Origin of the sequence: Paenibacillus guangzhouensis (assembly GCF_009363075.1) — a bacterium.
Lineage (GTDB): Bacteria > Bacillota > Bacilli > Paenibacillales > Paenibacillaceae > Paenibacillus_K > Paenibacillus_K guangzhouensis.
Map to the genome: position 1 here is coordinate 2,509,125 of NZ_CP045293.1, position 18,725 is coordinate 2,527,849.

The window sequence follows — 18,725 nt, forward strand, 5'->3', positions numbered from 1 at the left end:
CCGTCTACCATGGATATCAGAAATGGGCTAATCCGCTTTATCAAGTTTTTAGAATAACAACTTCACGATGATACCCGCTAACACCGCCGTAATCGGAATCGTAATCAACCAAGTCATGACGATGCGTGTCGCAAGCGACCACTTAACTGAAGAAAAGCGCTTCGCGGACCCTACGCCAAGAATGGATGAAGTAATTACATGTGTCGTACTGACCGGCAAGTGTAACAGCGTACTCGTAATAATAACGCCGGCTGCAGATATATCGGCTGCGAAGCCATTGATCGGTTCAATCCGGAATATTTTGGTCCCCATCGTCTTAATAATCTTCCAACCACCAACTGACGAGCCTAATGCCATCGAGGTTGCGGCAGTAATCTTCACCCATAACGGCACATCCAGCGTATCTTGAATCCCACCTGCCACAAGCGCAAAAGTAATGATCCCCATCGCTTTCTGTGCATCATTGGTTCCATGTGCGAAGGATTGCATGGCTGCCGTGAAAATCTGCGTTATGCGGAAACCGCGATTAACAGCATGAGGACTGCGACTCGCGAAGATCCATTTGAGCAGTGTCATCACGAGATAACCAATTACAAATCCGATAACCGGTGAGAGAATAAGGCCCTTCACGATGCCGATAAATCCGCTCCAATTGACATGATCAGAGCCAGCTCCCATGAACACAGCCCCAGCCAAAGAACCAATAAGCGCATGGGAAGAAGATGAAGGAATGCCGAACCACCACGTCACTAAATTCCAGAAGATTGCGGCAATTAACGTTGCAATGACGATTTGAACACCATTATCCAGCGTCGCAGGGTCTGCGACACTGCCGCCAATCGTCTTCGCGACACCAGAGAACATGAGCGCACCAATGAAGTTCATCACTGCCGCGAGCAAGATCGCTGCTCTAGGTGTAAGCGCCCTCGTCGAGATTGACGTAGCAATGGCATTCGCCGTATCGTGAAATCCGTTAATAAAATCAAATGCGACCGCAAGAAAAATGACCAAACCTAATAACCATAAACTTACTTCCATGTTGTTCCCCTCCAATGATGAAACCTATCCAATGAATCCCAGTATGTGTCTAATTTTGCTCGAATTGAACCTGAATATACACGCCAAAAAGATCGCTTCATCGCAAACCTGCAAAATTAAGGTTTGTGATAAAGCGATCCGATGATCTAACGTCGCGCCTGTATCTCTTCTTTCAGCTTGTTGATCATTTCATCGAGTTGCTTGACGCCTAAATCTCCCTCATCTCTTTTTCGAACGGATAGGGAATTGGCAAGTCTCTCTTGGGCGCCCAGGACGAACATATAAGGCGTCTTCTCCAGCTGCGCCTCCCGAATTTTGTACCCGAGCTTCTCTTCTCGCACATCCACTTCAACGCGTATCTGTGCCGCCTCCAGCGCTTCCTTCACTTGGAACGCGTAATCCAGCTCATGCGTGGATACAGGCAGCAGCTTTACCTGCACAGGCGAGAGCCATAATGGAAAAGCGCCGGCAAAGTGCTCCGTAATAATGCCGATAAAGCGATCAATAGAACCGTAGACAGCGCGATGAATAACGACCGGGCGATGCTTCTGATTGTCTTCCCCAATGTAAGAGAGATCGAATTTCTCTGGCATCTGGAAATCAAGCTGGATCGTTCCGCATTGCCAGCTGCGCTTCAGCGCATCAAGAATATGGAAGTCGATCTTCGGTCCATAGAAAGCTCCGTCTCCTTCATTGATCCGATAGACTATCCCACGATCATCAAGTACGCGCTGAAGCGATTTCTCTGCAACATCCCATAATTCTTCGGATCCCATAGAATCCTCGGGTCTAGTAGATAACTCGATCGTATACGAGAACCCGAATACTTCATAAATCAGATCGATCAACGAAATAATCCGACCGATCTCTTCCTCGATCTGATCGGGACGAACGAACATATGCGCATCGTCTTGACAGAAGGAGCGTACGCGCATCATTCCATTTAAGGCGCCCGAAAATTCGTGGCGGTGAACTTGACCAAATTCGGATATCCGCAGCGGCAAATCACGATAAGAACGCAGCTTATTCTTGAACACGAGCATATGCCCCGGACAATTCATCGGCTTCAAAGCATACTTCGTCTCATCTACCTCTGTGAAGTACATATTCTCTTGATAGTGATCCCAATGTCCGGATTGCTCCCATAGACGTTGATTCATCATCAGCGGCGTCCGTACCTCGCTGTATCCTCGCGGCACTTGCAGCTCGCGGGCGAATTGCTCAAGTTCATTGCGAATCGTCATCCCTTTAGGTAAGTAGAACGGCATTCCTGGCGCCTCTTCTGAGAACATAAAGAGCTCCAGCTCTCTGCCGAGCTTGCGGTGATCTCGATTTTTCGCCTCTTCTAGCATCTGAAGATACTCATCCAGATCTGCTTTCTTCGGAAATGCTGTCCCGTAAATCCGCTGCAGCATTTTATTGTTCGAATCGCCGCGCCAGTAAGCGCCGGCAACATGCATCAACTTAAACGCTTTGATCCGTCCTGTCGATGGCAAATGCGGCCCGCGGCATAAATCGGAGAACTCCCCTTGATCATAAATCGTGATCACGGCATCATCTGGAAGACCAGCAATGAGTTCGAGCTTCAATGGCTCATGCAGCGCTTCATACATCCGAATGGCCTCTTCACGCCCCACCTCGCGTCTGATAATCGGAAGATTCTCTTGCACAATGTTACCCATTTCTTTGGCAATCGCTTCAAGATCATGCGTAGACAAGGGGTGTTCAATATCAATGTCATAGTAGAATCCATCTTCGATCACCGGTCCAATCCCGAGATGAACCGCGTCTTGACCATAAATTCGTTTGATCGCTTGCGCCATGACATGGGCTGTACTGTGACGATAAATCTCTAGCCCAGCCTTGCTATCTAACGTCACGATTTCAAGATGACAATCCGCTGTCAGCGAATGACTTAGATCATGGGGCTTCCCATGGATCAACCCTGCAATGGCTTGTTTCTTAAGGCTCTGGCTAATAGATTCTGCAACTTGTTCAATGGTCGTGCCTTGTGCATACCTCCTAACTGTTCCATTTGGCAAAGTGACTTGAATTTCCATGTGAATTCCTCCATTTCTTCGTAATCGCAATCTATTATTGAACGCAAAAAAACGCATCTCTCCCGACAAGGGACGAGTGCGTTCAGCTCGTGGTTCCACCCTAATTCAATCTCCTTCCAGCTCTGATAGACGCTTCGTCCGTTCGAAGCAGAAGGAAAATCCTTATTGGTATCCAATATCGTGGATAAAACGGTGCCGCTTACCGCCGCATTCTAGAACATGCAGGTTCAACGTCACAGCTACAAAGGGGTAACCTACAACCGGTAACTGAGGAAGCTCACACCACACACTTCCCTCTCTGACAGTTCGTATTGAAGATCATGTCTCTGATCATCGCCGAAATATTAACTTGCATTCATCATACCTAACATCGTAAGTAAAAGTCAATAACTTGTTATATGAAAGTATTTTTATCAGCGATTGTTCGGTATGCATGTAGAACCAACGACTTGCCCAATCTTGTCGTCATTCAATAACGCGCAGCACAAAAAACTACTCGGAGAGGGGCCCTCTTCACACAACACAAGAAGACCACGCAGAGCTCTTTGAAACTCTCATGGTCTTCTAGTCTTGCATTAAGATGTTACAATAACCCAGTTGCCTTGCCGGAATAACGGTTCCACTGTTCCGTCTTGCCGCTCGCCATCGATATCAAGTTGTGCGGAACCGATCATAAAATCAACATGGGTCATACTCGTATTTGCACCCCGTGCTTCGAGTTCTTCTTTGGATAGCTTTGTCCCATTCTGAACATTGAAAGGATATGCACTGCCAATCGCCAGATGACACGAAGCATTCTCGTCCAATCCTGTATCGTAGAAAATACGGTTCAAATTCGAGATCGGAGAATCTTGCGGTACCAGTGCAACTTCACCTAAATATTTCGCACCTTCATCCGTCTCAAGCAATTCTTTCAAAGATTCATAACCAACGTTGGCTGTAAAATCAACCACTTGTCCATCTCGGAAGGTAAGCGTGAACCCATCAATGAGTCCACCGTTATAATTGAGTGGCATCGTACTGGTTACATAACCGTTCGTACCGGAGCGGTGGGGCATGGTAAATACTTCCTCCGTCGGCATATTGGCAACAAAATAAACCCCGTCCTGATTCCATCCACCGCCGCCAATCCATACATGTTCTTGAGCGAGCGCTACCGTTAGATCTGTTCCTGGCCCTTTGTAATGCAATTTCTTATAGCGTTTCTCATTCAATATCCCCGACAAGTGCTGCAGGGATTGAATATGCTCCTTCCAGGATGCAACCGGATCTTCATGATCAATTCGATTGATCTTGAAGAGAACATCCCATAAGGCTTGAACCCGCTCAGCATCTGCAAGCTCGGCGAACACTTTATTAGCCCAAGCGCGTGTCGGAACATTGGCGAGGCACCAGCTTATTTTATTCGACCGAATATAGCTGCGGAACTTCTGTCTTGCGACCGATGCAGCCTTCGCAGCAGCCGAGATTTTGCCGGCGTCAATCCCATTCATTAGATCTGGATCGTCTGCCAACAGGCTTAGCAGTGCGCCTCCTGATTCGCATAGCTGCTCCATCGTCGACGCAGTCCACTGTGGGTAGTATGTAAACGAATCGTCTGGTGCTGACTCGAATCGAATTCTGGATATCGTCTCATCCACCCAGACAACCTGTACGAATTTCGCGCCTGCCTCATAAGCTTTTCGAACGACAATACGCGTAAATTCCGGGACTTCAATAGGAGATTCCAAGTACAATACTTGACCTGGCTGCAACTTCACGCCTACTTTGATCAGCAGATCTGCGTATTTGTTTAACTGCTGTTCATAATTATCCAATGGTTGATTCCCCCTCGACATCTTTCTCAACTCGCATTATATCAATGCATTAAGAATTCTGTCATTAAAAATAATCTGCGAACCAAGGCTGCGCATCAGGGATGATCTGCTCCAATTGGTCGATCCATTGCAGTGAGGCTTGTATTCGATCAATACTATGAAGATAGGCGGCGCTGCGATAACTGAACATCATTGTTGTAAATGTCTGGATATCCATCTCCACATCCACGATCAGATCTTCATTACGTTCGATCGAACTCACCTGACCAGCTTCGATACGAATGCGGAAGGTCCCTTGATTCCAGTCAGCCATCGGATCTAGTATACGGAGAACAAGCTCACAATCAGCCGATTTATGAAAAGCATACTTCATCAGGAACTGCTCGACATCAACGATGCGGGCCATATAATTCGGGCTGATCCGCTGCTCGATCTCTCCATCATGCAGGTAAAATGCAAGCTGCTCATTCGTATAGATCGTGCCCTTGACATGATATACCATTGAGAAATGCGCGTGAATAAAATTCCACAAGCCTTGGTGAGCTTCGTTATCAAGATAAACCATCTCCCGCACATGGAACATCTCTTCTTCCACTTTATAACAGAGATATCCTGAGGGCAGCTTCTCCTCATTGTAATAGATCGCAACGGACAGTTCATGCCGCTCCCAGCGGAATCGCTCGTCCCAGGCCAGATGCCCGCGGATCATGGCAGCATGGGTTCTTGCAGAGAACAACTCATAGACCCGTTCTTTATCCGGATGTTCCCAGTCTACTCTTGCGGTTCGACCGGGTACATCAAAGAGCTTCGGGAGCTGCGTGTCGCGTATTTTATATTTGACGAGATCCGAGATAATCTCCCAGCCTTGCTTCCGATAGAACGGAATAGAGTATGGATAAAGATAGGACACGCACTGTCCTCTCTCCTTCATACGTCGCAGCGCCTCTCGCATGAGCGCATGGATTAACCCATGACCTGCGTACTCGGGATACGTTCCTACCCCGGTAATGCCCCCCATGGCATAGATCACCCCATGAATATTCACATGGAACGGGTAAACCATCAATTGGGAGACAAGCTTATCATGATCGAACCATCCAATCACATCACATAAGCTAAGCAGCGGTCTCTTCTGTTCTTTCAAGAATTCGCTCCCGATTTCCTCGATATCATGATTCGTTATTTGAAAGACATAATTCAGCAAATCATAGAATTGCTCCATCTCGGATACATCCACTTGACGCATCACCAATTGATCTTGTAGGTCGGATTTCTTCATGGCTAGCCCCTTTAACCATAGCATGGATACATTTATTTCCTACCTAGAGGTTGTTCAAAAAGTCTTCATTTGATCACGAAGTCATTCAAGAAGCATTATCAACATCGAATCTTGCGATCACCATCGAACTCCGGTACTCATTTAGGTTTCGCCTAAACTCCGTTCCTCTACAAGTTTTTCGAAGAAAAACTCGCTACGGAAGCATACGCTCTTCAGGTTCTCGCAACCTTCTCGGTGCTGAAATGCCGAATTTTTGAACACGCACTCCTAGTGTGTCACCGGGGATCGCTTTTATGCTTAGGACTGCCTCCAAGACGCAAGAAAAAGCCGGGCGAATGGATCGCTCCGGCAATATTGTTGTTTATGGATAGAATGTGCTTGCTGGTGTAGTGGAAGGACACCAACGTGCAATTTTGAGGAAATGTATCAATGCGCGCTCCGCCTTCTCTGTTCCGATATAATATAGTGCCTCTGCGGCATGGGCTCTTACATATCGGTTCTCATCGTCCAACGCTGCAATGAGCGAAGGTACTGCCCCTTCGGCCGATTTGCCTAATTTGGCAAGGGATAGTCCTGTCATGAATCGGACTTGCGTATCGGCATCTTGGAGACAACGTGAGAGCGCATCAACGATAAGTTGTTGCGGTTGACCGATATTCCCGAGCGCTTCAACAACACTGATACGCACATCCGGTGCGGCATGTTGTAGCAATCCGATTAATAAAGGCACCGCATCGGATGCAAGCGTACGCAATTCACCCAGTGCAAATACCGCACGTGTTACGGTCTCTTCCCGATCGTTATCCAGCGCCTCCATCAATCCTTCAATCGCACCTGCACCTGCCACGGAAAGACCATATGCGGACGATAACGATACAATGCGATCTTCATGTCGTAATCCTTCAAGAAGCGCCTGAATGCCTTGGTCGCCATATCGTGCCAACGCATAGGCTGCATTGAGTGCTACGGGTTCATACGAATCACTTAATGCCTTCGCCAGCGCAGTCACCGCTTCAGATGCCATGTTGGTAGTTCGTAAGAGTCCGAGCTGATCGGCTGCTGCAACCCGTTCCTCGTTCGAACCTCCATTCAATTGTGAGATCAAGCTGGATGCGTCTCCGGCCTGAATCGAGGCTGCCGAAGCACTGCTTCCAACCTCACCGCGCAGCCAGTTCCAAGTTTCCTGCCAGATACATGCATGCGGATGAATCGGTGCGGAGAATGAAGCAGGTGTAACCCATTCTGGCTGCTGATGATCCCAACTTGGTACAGTCGGAACTTGTGTACGCATAAATTCGAATTTCAGCATGTAACGCTCTTTGCCGAGGATATTCGCCGTAGAACGGTGCCAGATATCGTAAGCAATCAGGGCAAAGGTACCTGCGCCTCCGCTCGCCTTCGCTTCTGACTCACACTCATCTTGTTCAAATACTCTCGTAGCGTAATTCTGTGTTCCAGGCATGATACCTGTTGGTCCTAGCTCTACAGGCGTGTCTTGCGGGAAGTACATGATCATAGCCCACCACGGGTGATGATTGCGAATCCGGCTATAGCCGAAATAACTGTCTTTGTGCCATCCGCCAGGCTGCGGAGAATTATTGAAATGACCATGATGATGTGCATGAAGCATATAATCTGGACCCAGTACACTCGTCAACGCACCGGTAATGATCGGATGATCGATCACTTTCTGCAGCTCGCGTACACGCGGCAAGAGGTTATTGCCAGGGTTTCCTTCTTGAGTGTACACGTAATTTAATTGCTCGAGTAATTGCTGATGGAACTCAGACGAAAAATCTGTCTGCAGCAGCAAGAATCCTTCTGTAATAAACTGTCTCATTTGTTCATCAGTCAATAAACGCGGTTCGTTCATGCTCATGGGTAGACCTCCTCAATTCTCCTGGTAAGGAATGGAATGTTTCTGAAATCTACCCTTATTCTAATCATGAACAACGCATGATAACATGGCTAATGCTCACACGTATTTGAACAATACTAACCTAAATTTCGTCAAATGAAATTAGAACATTTTACGATAACCAGAGGGCGGCAGCCCTGTATGTTTCTTGAAGACTCGGGAGAAGAAGCATAGCTCCATGCCAAGCGCACGCGAGATTTCTGAGACCGAATCGTCCGTTGCTGTAAGCATATACTTGGCTTTCTCCATCTTCATCTGATGGACATACTGGATAGGCGTAACCCCCATCATCTCGTTGAAGTAACGGATAAAATAGTTCGGATGGAAGTGCACCACATCGGCCATCTCTTGCACGGTAATGTTCTGATCCAAATGTTGATCGATATACTTCAGCACAGTTTGAATCTTGTGCATTCGGTGGTTCGCGTCATAATGCAGTTGATGCTCGTATTGCCCTTGCAGCGAACCTTCGAGGAACACGCTTACAATCTCCAGCAAGACGGAGCGCTGCATAATGATCGCAGTGAAATCCTTGCTCTCCTGATAATGAATCAGCCGCTGGAACAGGTCTGTCAGATGCGCGTGATCCGAGACATCAATATAATGCGGAAGCTTCAGCAGCTTGAACAAATCCAGATCGCCAATCTGAGCGGTAAAATGGCACCAGTATTTACTGAACGTATTCTCGTTCACGACGCTATACGATTGCCTAACCCCAGCAGGCATGACAAATAATTGGCCTGGCTTCGGACGATATGTCGTACCGTCGATGGTTAATTGACCTTCCCCTTCGAGAATATAATAGAAACGGTTAAAGTCAGGGACATAATTGATCGATCTCCAGCTGCGGTCTACCTTTGTGTGGGCAGCGACGGACAGATGTACCTGTACATTGGCAATCACATTGCGGAGCCTTGATAGCTGTTTGGTTGATTTCACGATTCTCGCTCCCAAGTTGCCCGAACATATCCGATCCGCATGCCTGCGCGTTCCATATTTCGATGACTGCTCGATAGAAATGCGCATTGACTAACAACGAGCCGGCACTGCTTGCGGTATGCTTCTTGAATCCGGTGTATGATCAGCCTGTATTGAAGGCCCCGATTGCGATATTCAGGCAACGTAGCTCCGAACGTCAATGAAGCGATATCATTCTGCACATACATGACACCAACGGCTGCAGGCACATCCTCTACGGTTGCAAGGTAGAATTTCCATCCCGCGCGATCATGTAAGATTCGGTTGTTCATAGCCACATAAGGCACGCCTTCCATCTCTAATCCCGTTGCTAGACAATGAATCGTTGCATACACATCGAACTCATCGCCATGCAGCTCACGAATGACGATCGAGCTTTGTTCATCAGATGGATCCACCCTTGGTTCCATATAGAGTGAAGTATGAAAGCCCGATTGATAGAACCCTTCCTGCGATAACTTCGCCATGAAGCTCGCATCGACTTGGGAAGGAATAAGCTCAAGCCGAGGTTTCCTCCCTCGCTCGCGATAGAAGGCTAACATCGATTCGAGATGTTCAAGATCTTCATTGCTTAGTCCCTTCACCGTATTGAACATCGGCCACGGCATCGACTTACTATAGAAACAAGTCGCATGACCCATATGTAAGATCTCGACACCCTCTGGATTGCCATCACGCAATTGAATGGATCGCATCCGATCCACCATGTAATCGATCTCAGATTGTTCAATATCTTCTATCAATGATTTGGTTGGCAAATAGCGGCTCATCTACGCCTATCCCTCTCTTCTTGGCACATGATCGTTTGCTAAGAAAGCAGCAGCCATAAATGACTACTGCCTATATCTACTTAATCTTCAATTGATATATTCTTGACTCGTACTCTACGCTCAATAATACGAAGACGCGAGAATAGTGCTATGGCTCCTACAGCAAGCCCCGTGATCAACCCCACCCAGTAACCATAGGCTTCGAGTGAAGTCAGCTTCGCAAGCGCCGTCCCGACTGGCAGGCCGATCACCCAATATGATACAAGAGCGATCACGAAGACGCTATTCACATCTTTGTACCCACGCAGCGCACCTTGAATCGGTGCTGCGATCGCATCCGATAACTGGAAGAACAACGCATAGACCAGGAAAGACTCTGTCATCGCAATGACAACCGGATCATGTGAATATAGACCTGCAATTTTGACGCGGAAAAGAACGAGGAATACCGCACAGATGATGGCAAGGGATACTGCAGAGGTCATCCCAATTCTCGCATACTGCTTCGCATCCTGATAGCGTTTCGCACCAACCTCAAATCCGACGAGAATCGTCAAGGACATGGCGATGCTAAGCGGGAGCATATATAGAAGTGAAGCGAAATTAAGCGCGGATTGATGGGAAGCGATTGTCACAGTATCATAGCCACTCATGAGCAGCGTAACCATGGAGAACACGCCGACCTCTAGGAAAATCGATAGCCCAATCGGCACTCCAATCCGAAGGATTTCTTTCCACTCTCCGAATCGAATGCGTTCCCAACGACTGAACAGCGCTAATTCTCGCATTGCTGCATTCCGTTTCACAAAGAAGACCGCCACAATCAAAATGACAATGTACGTGATTGCAGTTGCCACCCCGGAACCAACGCCACCTAGTCGAGGAAATCCAAAATTACCGAAGATGAACAAATAATTCAGCAATACGTTAACCGGGAATGACAGCAGCGTGATAAACATCGTTACTCGCGTCATCCCGAGCCCGTCGATCATTGCGCGAATGACTGTATATACGAAGAGTGGGACGACCCCAATCCCGATTGCCTTTAAGAATGATTTGGCCACACGATCCACTTCAGGTTCCAAGTTCATCATGTTAATTAACGGATCAATCGCAAGTACACCTAAGATGAGGACGGCAATGCCGATCAGGACCGATAAATAAGCCGCTTGCGTAACACTTGAAGCGATTCTAGAACGATTGCCCGCTCCTATATTCTGAGCAACGATCGGTGTTACTGCGAGGAATATCCCCGTTAACCCGGTGTACACCGGCACCCAGTAACTTACAGCAACGGCCACCCCAGCCAAATTCTCTTTATTGAAATTCCCTGACATGACCGTATCGAAGAAGCTCATACATTGCAGAGCCACCTGCGTCACGAGGATCGGAAGCAGGATAATGACGACCTGCTTCAACTTCTGATTCATAGTAAACGTCTGTTTCATGTTGTGTTGTTCAACCTTTCTCTCTTTCTCCTTACCAAGTGTAATTGTTATGTAACTAAAAAGATACTAGTTCATTGTAAAAAAATCGTGAGTAAATTAGATTCTCAGATGAAATAGGTTCGCCGGTTATTCGTATCAACTACAACAAAAGCGCAGCAGCTGCCTTGTGCAGCTTCATGCGCTTTTGCTTACTACTCCGACGTTAGGGTTCTGACGCTGCTCAGATGCTCGTGCACGATACGCCATGTTCCATCCTGGTGCCTGCGGAATACATTTGCTGCTCGCCCCTGACCGGAAGCAAACTCGCCTTTATATTTACCTTCCCAATGATACGTATATAGGCATACCGCTGTATTCGCATCCTCCGCGATCCAGGATATATCTGACGCGGAATAGACCTCATCCTCAATGATCTGCCATGCTTGCTCGAAGTAAGCCTGAATCTCAACCGGTGTAGTACAGGATCGATCCGAGAACCAATATACCGCTTCAGCATCGATGACTTGCGCCACTTGATTAAAATCATGTGTATTGGTCGCGGCAATATATTGCTGCAATGCTGCCTGATAGCCCATACCATGGCACTTCCTTCCCGCTTTTGGTTTCTTTACATCCTTATCATTCATCATGGATAAAGCCTGAGGCGCGCAGCAATAGCTTGGCTCAGGCTTTATCTATTTGCAATTCATCCAATTAAGCAGTTGCTTCCGCATAGTGCGCTTGACAGAAATCAGCGACTGCAGAGACTTCGTCCTCTTCGAGGTCGATATCCAAATACTTTCCTGTCGTTTTCTCATATAACTCATATTTCACAATGCCTGTCCGGCTCTCTTCGACAACATAGATAACGCGTACGTAAAGCCCATTCTCAGACCACAACTCATCATCTTCCGGCACCTCAATGTCTAATTTAAACTCATATCGTGTGCCGGATAGAATACCGAACGGGTCTTTAATCAATTCGACTTCAAATGCGGTAATATTCATTATACGTGTATCCCTTCTAATGGTTGTGGTAATAGTCCTTCGATTCTCGCTCGGATCGATGCTTGATCCATCTCCTTACTGAAGATGGTGACGATCCCCCGATCATCCCGTGAACGAATTAATCGGCCAATCCCTTGTCGAAGACGCAGCAGCATATACGGCATGTCCACTTCTTCCAGCGGATCCCCTGCATCCTTTCTTTTGGCTGCAAATACCGGATCATTTGGCGGGAATGGCAATGCCCAGATAATCACATGCGATAAGGAAGGGCCTGGAATGTCGAGACCTTCCCAGAGCGTCACTGCACAGAGGACACTCTGTTCATCACGCTGGAAGTCCGCAATCACGTGGCTAATCTCAGCTGAGCCTTCATATAAGAACCGATAGCTCGCAAGACCAGGTATCTGCGACTGCTTACGTTGGAATGTTTGCAGTTCCTCCTGCGACGGGAATAAGATTAGCGCTCTGCCTTCAGATTGCTCTAGCAGCTGGCGAATCTGATCCATCTTATCCGCTGTTGAATCATCTAAGATCAATTGACTTCGCATCTGATCTTCATAATCATACGGAGAAGGCACGGAGAATGATAAGAAATTTTGAATACCGAGACTGTTCGCCATATATTCAAAGGAACCCTCAACCGAAAGCGTCGCTGAAGAGAAGATGACAGGCATTTTCTTCGCAAATACCCGCTCGCTCAATATTTCCTTCACCGTCTTCGGCATCATAATGAGCGTAATGCCGTCTTCTTCCTTCGTAACCCACGTAATGAGCTGCTTAGGCTGATCGAATAGGGCTAATGCAATTTGGATCATCTCCAGATGTTCCTCGACAATTTTCAATTGATAGTCGTCAAGGGAGAACATGCCGCTCTCGAATACCAACTCTTCCTCGATCACGTCGATACGATTGCGGAATCGCTTCACTTCCTGCATCAACGCATCAGTTAGCATCAATTCTCTTCGATCCGAAGCCGATATGTGACGGCTATTCCGCTCCATCATGTCGAATAATAACTCACTCTGCATAATCGCTTCTTCGACCGCTACGGCTAAAGATTCTCGCACTTCCCCTTCAAGAAGCCTAACGACAAGACTCTCAAAGAGGTTGTGCTTCAATTTGTAGGTGAGCGCGTTCTGTGCTGCCGTCTCCAATAGATGTCCCTCATCGAATACGACGGAGCTATGTTCCGGGAGAAGCGGTAATTGCCCCTCGCGTTTCCTTGCTTCATAGGTCCAGACATGCTCCATATAGAAATCATGCGAGCAGATAATAAGGTCTGTTGATTTCCGGTAATGATCCCTCGATAACGTCTGACCGCACCGATGGCGCTGCTGACAGACAAGGCAATCTTGGAACACATCCCAGCCGATTCGTCCCCACTGCTCATCCGATAGATGCGGATATTCCTTGCGGTTGCCGTAGGGATGGAATGCCTGCATCGTGTCAGTAAAATGAACGAAGTCCGGCAGTTCTTGATAGATCGCTTGATAATGTTCCGCATCCTCGAATCCAGATCTTGCTTCATCCAGTTTATTAAGACAGAGATACTGTGTCTGGGATTTACTCAGTCGCGCGTCAATCGTAAGGTCGAGGTACCGAGCTAACTTCGCGATATCCCCTTCCGGCTTGACCAATTGCTCAATGAGCGATTCATCCGCACAAGCAATAATCGCAGGCTTGCGTGTATATCTTGCATAACTGATGGCATAGAGCAGGTAGACGAGCGTCTTGCCAGTCCCAACCCCCGCTTCAGCGAAAATCGTCTGCTTCTCATTGTAGGCGCGTTCCAGCTGGAACGCCATATAGATCTGCTCATCTCGAATTTCAAATCCAGCTTCCGGCAGAATCTCATAGAAGACATCCGCGATCCAATCACCAGCTTGTTTCATGAAAGGTTCTGCGGGGTTAAATGCAAATGGGTACGTAGTCAATCGAATTGTGCCTCCAAACCTATAACAAAAATACTTAAGCATGAGCTTCAAAAAAACACATCCTACTACTATACACTAAAAATGGTGATTTGTGTGCTTCAAATGCCTTGTATTTCCCGGAAAGCAGCGTCTCGTGCCGCAAAGGATAACAACTTTGCCCCCTCATCCATCAGTGCAGTCTTTATATCCGCTGTTATAGGAATAAAAGGTTCTATCGCTAATATGGCATGTTTCTTCTTGCACTCGAGTCTCCACACCCCCTGCACGAATCCATCGATCAATAGGGTCGATCGAATGATTCCATTATCGGTAAATACACGGGTGCGATATTCATCCGACATAATTCGGCTGCGGTCTGCGTAAGAGAGCAGCATATTATCGAATTCTCCAAGGAATCGCACTGGCACTTGAATATCCGGCGCCGGACGTGGAGCCCCTGGTAAATCGTAGAGGACGTTTCCATGCTCATCCTCGAATGTAATCAGTTGTTCCAGTCTACTGACCGCCTCACGAAGCTTTGTGAGACCGCTCCATATCTGCATATCCTTCACCGAAGCCGGACCGAACGCAGCAAGATATCGCAGGATCATGGCGTCAGGCTCCGTTGATGCAGCGAGAGGTTGGTGTAGCCACGACTCGACGGACGTATGCTTCGCGCTCCCGCTCTTCCCCCACAGGCCGCGCGGCGGGACTTGAACCAGCGGTACCTTGTTCCGAACAGCATTCGCGAGGGCTGCCGCATCATGATCAGGCCAGTAGTACGTCTGGAGCACCTTACCTAATTCAGCCAAGGTTCGCGGTTGCTCTTCGACCAGATGACGACCAACCTCCGCGATCTCATCCAGATCAGCACCCATTAGCTGACGTCCGAAGGAACCCTGCAGTCCACGATCCATCATAGGCTGGAGCACGGGTCTAAAAGCGAGGCTATCTTGATCTGTCACCAGATGAATCGTAGATCGCATAAGACCCATCCGAACAACACGTCGAGATGAAATTAATGATGATAAATCTTCAGGATGAAAATCTCGAAGCCTTGACCATAACCCAAAGTATGGCGGGCTCGGGACTTGTGACTGCATCCCTGCTAGATGCTCAATCGCCTCGTAGGCAGACATCGTCGAACGCTCTAATAATAATTGGCGCGCAAGCAGCGCTCGGTTCAATGCTCGTCGATGCAGCACTTGCATCAGCGTTCCTCTCCCTTAGAGGGTCCAACAATCCGCGCGAATAATTCCTCGACCCCGAGGATTTCCGATTCCTTGCGGCCCCGATGCTTCAGTTCAACCTTTCCTTCCGCTGCATGCTTCCCGATCACGATGCGATAGGGAATGCCAATCAAGTCCGAATCCTTGAACTTCGTACCTGGGCGTTCATCACGATCGTCGATCAGCACTTCCATACCAGCTGCGCTCAATCGTTGATAGATCGATTCTGCTAAGCTCATTTGAACGGAGTCCTGCGTGGAGATCGGAACGATATGAATACGGTATGGCGCGATGGAATCCGGCCATAGAATGCCCTGATCATCATGCCGTTGCTCAATAACGGAGGACAAAATTCTGGAGACACCAATTCCGTAACAACCCATCATCATCTTCTGCTCTCTTCCGTTGGCATCTAAGAAGGTTGCTCTCATCTTCTCACTGTACCGCGTACCTAACTTAAAAATCTGACCGACCTCAATACCGCGGCTGAACCGTAAATGTCCACCATCACAGCGCGAACAGCCATCCCCTGCGACCACGTTTCGTAAATCCAATACGTGATGAAGCGCAAAATCTCGTCCTGGCTGCACATGTCGAATATGATAATCCTGTTCATTGCCTCCGACTACCGCATCACGCATCCCTGCAACTGCTAGATCCACATAGATTGGTACCGATAAACCGAGCGGCCCAGCAAAGCCGACTGGCGCTCCTGTAATCCGTTCAACGGTCGCCGAATCGGCTAGCTCCATTTGTTCAAGGCCAAGCGCATGCATTAGCTTGATATCATTCACTTCATGGTCGCCACGCACCAAGACTGCAATTGCTGAATCGCCAGCCCGGTAAATTAATGTTTTGATCAATTTCTTCGCATCCAGCTGCAATTGCTGTACTAATTGATCGATGGTGTGGATGCCAGGCGTGTAGAATCGTTCAGGCTCTCGGCTCGCTGGATCGTGCTGATTGACCGGTGCCATCTGGCCTTCCCGAGCTACCGCTCTCTTCAAATTCGCAGCATAATCACAGTGATCGCATGATGCAATCGTATCTTCCCCGATATCCGCCAGCGCCATGAACTCCTGTGTGCCGCCTTCCCCGCCGATCGCACCCGCATCCGCTTCCACCGCTCTCACTTGGATGCCTAACCGATCAAAGATGCGATGATAGGCTGACGACATCATCCGATAAGATTGATCAAGGCCTTCCATGTCCACATCAAAGGAATACGCGTCTTTCATCAGAAATTCTCTGCCGCGCAGGAGCCCGAATCGCGGTCTTCGTTCGTCTCGGTATTTCGTCTGAATCTGATATAAGATGAGCGGCAGCTTACGATACGTATTGATCTCGTTGCGCACGATCGAAGTGACGACCTCTTCAGCCGTCGGACCCAGCGCAAATTCGCGCCCATGTCGATCATGAAGTCGCATAAGTTCAGGACCGTAGATCGAATATCGTCCGGATTCCTGCCAGAGCTCAGTCGGCTGCATGGAAGGCATCAACATTTCTTGCGCTCCTGCCGCATCCATCTCTTCCCGAATGATGTTCTCGATTTTCCGCAGCACTCTTCTTCCTAGCGGCATATAACTATAGATTCCTGCCGCTAACGGACGGATCATCCCTGCACGCAGCATAAGCTGATGACTAATCGCTTCCGCATCGGAAGGGACCTCCCGCATGGTAGGTAAGAACAATTGACTTTGACGCATACTGTATTCCTCCTTTATCGTCATACAACAAAAAGACACATTCGTTAGGGACGAATGTGTCGTGGTACCACCCTGATTCCATCATCGCAATACTAAGAATGATGCTTCATCGATATAACGGTCGAACCCGGCATTGGTCACATCAGACTCGCAACATCACCAACTCAGCTCCCAAGACAGGGGCATTCTTTCGTGGCTAGAGACCTTGCAGCCAAGGGTCCCCTCTCTGACGCGACGAAGGTGTGAATACCATGATTCCCGGTCAACGCTGTTAAATATTAACGACAAATCTACATGATCTCTAGGGCATTGTCAAGCAAAATATGGAAACAATAAATACCTTGTATTACGATATACCATGTGTTATTCTGGTAACCACAGACTAGAAAGGAGTGAAAACCGTGAACAAAGAACTGTTAAAAGGCAGTATCGATCTCATCTTGTTGAATCTCATTGCACAGAAAGATCAATATGGCTACGAACTATCCAAAAAAATTCGATTGCTCAGCAATGATGTCTATGAAATCGGGGAAGGCACACTCTATCCAGCACTCAAACGTTTAGAGTCACAAAAAGCCGTCGAATCCTATTGGGGTGAATCGATTGAAGGCGGTCGTCGCAAATATTACCGAATTACGAACGAGGGAACCAAAATCCTACAAGCGAAGATGAAGGATTGGCAGATGCTGACACGCCTCGTGACACTAACGCATGAAGGGAACGAGTAGCATGGATTTTGAACAATATACATCACAGATCGTTCAAGGACTGCCTTGTTCCAAGCGTGAGCAACGAGATATGCAGGACGAACTCAAGGATCATCTGGGCGAACTACATAGGGATCTGATGGAAGAAGGCTGCGACAAGCACACGGCATCAGCTATGGCGATTGAGCGCTTCGGCCAACCGAAGTTCATCCGGAGTCAGCTATGTCACGCGCTCCCGCTCGTGGACAAATATACGCGTAAATGGATTCTAGCGTTCTTCATCCTCTACACTTCCGTTCTGAGCTATGTCATGCTATTATCCAGTGACCGCTGGGCACGTCGTGCATTTACAATCGAATGGAAGCGCAAAATGCTGTCATTTGGCTATTCGCAGAGCATGCACTTATACGAGAATACGATTCCATTCCACACCTTGCGTGATTATATTGTGAATCATCATCGCTATTCCTTTATGACAATCTTCTTGAATCTATTCGGCAATATTGGGGCGTTCATCCCGCTTGGTCTATTATTACCGCTACTCTTCCCATACTTTCGTTCGATTCATCGTATCTTTCTCGCTTCTTTCACCGGATGTGTACTGATCGAAGTGCTGCAGTATGCCTTCACGTTAGGGAGCTTTGATGTCGATGACTTGATCTTGAACTTAATCGGCGGAATGATTGGATTTAGCTGCTACAAAGCCATTCATGCCATCGTGAATCGATACAAACAAACCAAATTTCAAATGGAATAAGCACAATACGTGCTGCACCCTTGCCAAGAAGGAATAAAAGATCCCTCACTTCAACAAGGGTTTTCATTTGCCTAAGTACATCGTATTACGATCTATATAGTGATATATTCTAGAAGGA

Annotated in this window: 15 protein-coding genes; 2 read left to right on the forward strand and 13 right to left on the reverse strand. The window is 47.8% G+C overall.

All coding sequences use genetic code 11. The features are described from left to right. Positions 1 to 48: 48 nt before the first annotated feature. From GCU39_RS11105 to GCU39_RS11165, 13 genes are all read right to left on the reverse strand, one after another. Positions 49 to 1,038 (reverse strand): inorganic phosphate transporter, encoded by a 990-nt coding sequence (locus GCU39_RS11105; RefSeq protein ID WP_152393563.1) that lies wholly within the window; start codon positions 1,036 to 1,038, stop codon positions 49 to 51. Positions 1,039 to 1,184: 146 nt separating this feature from the next. Beyond that, a complete protein-coding gene (gene thrS, locus GCU39_RS11110) occupies positions 1,185 to 3,098 on the reverse strand; it encodes a threonine--tRNA ligase (protein ID WP_152393564.1) in 1,914 nt (637 codons plus the stop codon). A 575-nt stretch (positions 3,099 to 3,673) separates the two neighbouring features. After that, entirely contained in the window at positions 3,674 to 4,915 is a 1,242-nt protein-coding gene (locus GCU39_RS11115; RefSeq protein ID WP_152393565.1) for an aminopeptidase, read from the reverse strand. Between the two features lie 64 nt (positions 4,916 to 4,979). Continuing rightward, on the reverse strand, positions 4,980 to 6,194 hold the full coding sequence (locus GCU39_RS11120; RefSeq protein WP_152393566.1) for a GNAT family N-acetyltransferase: 1,215 nt from the start codon (positions 6,192 to 6,194) through the stop codon (positions 4,980 to 4,982). Positions 6,195 to 6,555: 361 nt separating this feature from the next. Next, entirely contained in the window at positions 6,556 to 8,073 is a 1,518-nt protein-coding gene (locus tag GCU39_RS11125) for a HEAT repeat domain-containing protein (protein WP_227793543.1), read from the reverse strand. Positions 8,074 to 8,214: 141 nt separating this feature from the next. Continuing rightward, positions 8,215 to 9,051 (reverse strand): helix-turn-helix domain-containing protein, encoded by an 837-nt coding sequence (locus GCU39_RS11130; RefSeq protein WP_193726876.1) that lies wholly within the window; start codon positions 9,049 to 9,051, stop codon positions 8,215 to 8,217. Beyond that, complete coding sequence (locus GCU39_RS11135; protein ID WP_152393568.1) at positions 9,048 to 9,860, reverse strand: GNAT family N-acetyltransferase; 813 nt, start codon at positions 9,858 to 9,860, stop codon at positions 9,048 to 9,050. Before GCU39_RS11135 ends, GCU39_RS11130 begins: the two co-directional genes overlap by 4 nt. A gap of 80 nt (positions 9,861 to 9,940) precedes the next feature. Beyond that, positions 9,941 to 11,308, reverse strand: a complete 1,368-nt coding sequence (locus GCU39_RS11140) for an MATE family efflux transporter (protein ID WP_152393569.1) — start codon at positions 11,306 to 11,308, stop codon at positions 9,941 to 9,943. A 191-nt stretch (positions 11,309 to 11,499) separates the two neighbouring features. Then, complete coding sequence (locus GCU39_RS11145; RefSeq protein WP_152393570.1) at positions 11,500 to 11,883, reverse strand: YybH family protein; 384 nt, start codon at positions 11,881 to 11,883, stop codon at positions 11,500 to 11,502. Positions 11,884 to 12,001: 118 nt separating this feature from the next. Then, positions 12,002 to 12,298 carry a DUF6509 family protein gene (locus GCU39_RS11150; protein WP_152393571.1) on the reverse strand — a complete coding sequence of 99 codons (297 nt, stop codon included), beginning with the start codon at positions 12,296 to 12,298 and terminating at the stop codon, positions 12,002 to 12,004. Then, positions 12,295 to 14,229 carry an ATP-dependent DNA helicase gene (locus GCU39_RS11155; RefSeq protein WP_152393572.1) on the reverse strand — a complete coding sequence of 645 codons (1,935 nt, stop codon included), beginning with the start codon at positions 14,227 to 14,229 and terminating at the stop codon, positions 12,295 to 12,297. Before GCU39_RS11155 ends, GCU39_RS11150 begins: the two co-directional genes overlap by 4 nt. A 98-nt stretch (positions 14,230 to 14,327) precedes the next feature. After that, entirely contained in the window at positions 14,328 to 15,419 is a 1,092-nt protein-coding gene (locus tag GCU39_RS11160; RefSeq protein ID WP_152393573.1) for a winged helix DNA-binding domain-containing protein, read from the reverse strand. Further along, positions 15,419 to 17,143, reverse strand: coding sequence for a proline--tRNA ligase (locus GCU39_RS11165; RefSeq protein WP_152393574.1), 1,725 nt, complete (start codon positions 17,141 to 17,143; stop codon positions 15,419 to 15,421). Before GCU39_RS11165 ends, GCU39_RS11160 begins: the two co-directional genes overlap by 1 nt. Positions 17,144 to 17,544: 401 nt before the next feature. Between GCU39_RS11165 and GCU39_RS11170 the strand changes: the two genes are divergently transcribed. Together GCU39_RS11170 and GCU39_RS11175 are read left to right on the forward strand one after the other, a co-directional pair. Next, a complete protein-coding gene (locus tag GCU39_RS11170) occupies positions 17,545 to 17,871 on the forward strand; it encodes a PadR family transcriptional regulator (protein WP_152393575.1) in 327 nt (108 codons plus the stop codon). Then, positions 17,855 to 18,607 (forward strand): VanZ family protein, encoded by a 753-nt coding sequence (locus GCU39_RS11175; protein WP_227793544.1) that lies wholly within the window; start codon positions 17,855 to 17,857, stop codon positions 18,605 to 18,607. The genes GCU39_RS11170 and GCU39_RS11175 overlap by 17 nt, the downstream gene beginning before the upstream one ends. Positions 18,608 to 18,725: the final 118 nt, after the last annotated feature.

Bases quoted from the DNA above. Each gene is read 5' to 3' on its own strand.
- GCU39_RS11125 (WP_227793543.1), bottom strand. From the start codon at position 8,073: ATGAGCATGAACGAACCGCGTTTATTGACTGATGAACAAATGAGACAG.
- GCU39_RS11160 (WP_152393573.1), bottom strand. From the start codon at position 15,419: ATGCAAGTGCTGCATCGACGAGCATTGAACCGAGCGCTGCTTGCGCGC.
- GCU39_RS11120 (WP_152393566.1), bottom strand. From the start codon at position 6,194: ATGAAGAAATCCGACCTACAAGATCAATTGGTGATGCGTCAAGTGGAT.
- thrS (WP_152393564.1), bottom strand. From the start codon at position 3,098: ATGGAAATTCAAGTCACTTTGCCAAATGGAACAGTTAGGAGGTATGCA.
- GCU39_RS11105 (WP_152393563.1), bottom strand. From the start codon at position 1,038: ATGGAAGTAAGTTTATGGTTATTAGGTTTGGTCATTTTTCTTGCGGTC.
- GCU39_RS11175 (WP_227793544.1), top strand. From the start codon at position 17,855: ATGAAGGGAACGAGTAGCATGGATTTTGAACAATATACATCACAGATC.
- GCU39_RS11140 (WP_152393569.1), bottom strand. From the start codon at position 11,308: ATGAAACAGACGTTTACTATGAATCAGAAGTTGAAGCAGGTCGTCATT.
- GCU39_RS11165 (WP_152393574.1), bottom strand. From the start codon at position 17,143: ATGCGTCAAAGTCAATTGTTCTTACCTACCATGCGGGAGGTCCCTTCC.
- GCU39_RS11145 (WP_152393570.1), bottom strand. From the start codon at position 11,883: ATGGGCTATCAGGCAGCATTGCAGCAATATATTGCCGCGACCAATACA.
- GCU39_RS11135 (WP_152393568.1), bottom strand. From the start codon at position 9,860: ATGAGCCGCTATTTGCCAACCAAATCATTGATAGAAGATATTGAACAA.